3 protein-coding genes are annotated in these 2237 nt (G+C 74.0%); all 3 read left to right on the top strand.

All coding sequences use genetic code 11. From position 1 onward, the window contains the following. Positions 1-669: GNAT family N-acetyltransferase (locus ACFU5G_RS29810; RefSeq protein WP_377252753.1), on the top strand; the 669-nt coding region annotated here is incomplete at its 5' end. 105 nt (positions 670-774) lie between these two features. Continuing rightward, entirely contained in the window at positions 775-1467 is a 693-nt protein-coding gene (locus ACFU5G_RS29805; RefSeq protein WP_377252751.1) for a DUF4190 domain-containing protein, read from the top strand. A 129-nt stretch (positions 1468-1596) separates the two neighbouring features. Further along, positions 1597-2184 carry a DUF4190 domain-containing protein gene (locus tag ACFU5G_RS29800; RefSeq protein ID WP_377252749.1) on the top strand — a complete coding sequence of 196 codons (588 nt, stop codon included), beginning with the start codon at positions 1597-1599 and terminating at the stop codon, positions 2182-2184. Positions 2185-2237: the final 53 nt, after the last annotated feature.

Here is a 2237-nt window from a genome sequence, read left to right as displayed (position 1 = left end):
GCGGCCGCCGTCCTGGAGCTCGCCGACCCGACGGGGGAGCGGCCCGGCCGGTGGCTGAACGCCGTCGGGCGGCCCGCTCGGCTGGCGCGCCTGCTGGCGACCGTGGTGCCCGAGGACGACGTCGTGGCCGCGACCCTCACGCGCGGCACCGGGGCCCTGGCCGGGGAAGTCCTGGCCGGCTGGGGCCTCGGGCCCACCACCACCTGGGACCGCATGGTCACCGAGGTGGCGCCACCCGCGCCCGGCGACGACGTGCCCGCCGTGGAGCTGCTCGACGTCGACCGGGACGCGGACGAGATCGAGGCGGTGCTCGCGGAGGCGAACCCGGACACGCACGCGGGGGTCCGCGGCCCCCGGGCGCGCGCGGCCCGCTGGTACGGCGTGCGCGCGCCGGCGGCCGGCCGGTCCGGCGCCGGTTCGCTCGTCGCCGTCGGCTCGGCGACCGCGGTCCCGGCCGGAGCGGCCCACCTCGGGGCGATCGGCACGCTGCCCGCGTACCGCGGCCGCGGGTACGGCGGCGCCCTGACGGCCCGGATGACGGCGGACGGCGTGGCCGAGCACGGGCTGGTCACGCTCGGCCTGTACGACGACAACGCGGGCGCCCGGCGCGTGTACGAGCGGCTCGGGTTCGCGGTGGCGCACGAGGTGGAGACCTGGCGGCCGAGCTGACGCCCGGCGTTCCCGCGCAGGTCGGGGTCAACCCTGGTTAGGTGGAGAGTGGGGCACCGGACCCGGCGTCCCACAGGACCCCGATCTGGAAGGGAAGGCAGCCTCATGACCGAGAACGAGGGCGGTACGCCGCGCGATCCCCAGCCGGAGACGCCGCCTACGCAGCCGTTGCCCGGGTCGTCCTCTCCGCAGGTCCCCGAGGGCTCACCCACCCAGCCGCTCCCCGGCCAGCCGTACGGCTCCGAGCAGCAGCCCACGCCGCAGCAGCAGGGCCCGCAGCAGCCGGGCCCACAGCAGCCCGGCGGACCCCAGCCCGGCCCGCAGCAGCCGGGCTCCCAGCAGCCGGGCCCCCAGCCCGGACCGCAGGACCCGGGCTCTCCCCGGCACCCTGGCCCCGACCCGAACGCGCCGTACGCCCAGCACGGGCAGCACAGCGCCCCGACGCCGTACGGCCAGCCCGGCGGCCCGACCGCCGCACCCCAGTACGGGTACACGCAGACGCCGCCCAAGAACGACCTGGGCGTGTGGGCGCTGGTCACCGGCATCCTCAGCTACGTGTTCTGCCCGCTGCTCCTCGGGATCGCGGCGATCATCACGGGCACCATGAGCCGCAGGGCCGCCGACGAGGGCCTTGCGAACAACCGCGGGATGGGTACCGCGGGTCTGATCCTGGGCTGGATCAACGTCGCGCTGGTGGTGGCCGCCATCATCTTCTTCGTCATCGCACTGGCGGTCGGCCTGTTCGCCGGAGGCATCAACTGGGACCAGATGCGCGACCCCAACGACTGGAACTACTGACCAGGAACTCGTTCGGACCGGGGTAGGGCTCCCCGTGCGGTTTTCCTGCCGCACGGGGGGTCCTACCTGTAAGTTTGGCTCCTCCGGGCCGGATCGGCCCCGGTACCGAGCAACCAGAGAGGCAGCACGATGACCCAGCCTGACGGCGGCCAGTCTCCTTACGACCCGCCGCAGCAGCCGCAGCAGCCCGAGCAGAGCCAGCCGGGCGCGGTTCCGGGCCAGCCTGCCCCGTATCAGCAGCAGCCGTACCAGCAGCAGCAGCCGTACCAGCAGTCGCCGTACCCGCAGCAGGGCGACGCGCAGGCGCCCGTCTACGCGCAGGGCGGTCAGCCCGGCTACGGCGCCCCGCTGCCGAAGAACAGCCTCGCCGTCTGGTCGCTCGTGCTGGGTATCCTCTCGGTGCTGGGCTGCGGCCTGGTCACCGGTATCGCGGCCATCATCACGGGTGTCAAGAGCCGTCAGGCGCAGCGCGAGGGCCTCGCGGACAACGGCGGCATGGGCCTCGCGGGCCTCATCCTCGGCTGGATCGGCACCGTGCTGGTCACCCTCGGCATCATCGCGTACATCGCGTTCGTGGCCTTCGTGGTCTCCACGCCGGAGTTCCAGGACGGCATCGAGCAGGAGCTCCAGAACAGCTACGAGCAGGAGCTCGGCGACAGCGGCGCGACCATGGACCCGGAGCTCCAGGAGCTCATGGACGAGCTCGAGAACAGCTGAGTCCGCATCCCGGCAGCCGGTCAGCCCGCCGCGACCCGAGGTGAGATCACCCT

The organism is Promicromonospora sp. NPDC057488 (assembly GCF_042802395.1).
In the GTDB taxonomy this organism is placed as follows: domain Bacteria; phylum Actinomycetota; class Actinomycetes; order Actinomycetales; family Cellulomonadaceae; genus Promicromonospora.
This window is presented reverse-complemented; position numbering and strand designations above follow the sequence as displayed.

Coding starts and splice junctions, on each gene's coding strand:
- ACFU5G_RS29805 (WP_377252751.1), top strand. CDS start 775: ATGACCGAGAACGAGGGCGGTACGCCGCGCGATCCCCAGCCGGAGACG.
- ACFU5G_RS29800 (WP_377252749.1), top strand. CDS start 1,597: ATGACCCAGCCTGACGGCGGCCAGTCTCCTTACGACCCGCCGCAGCAG.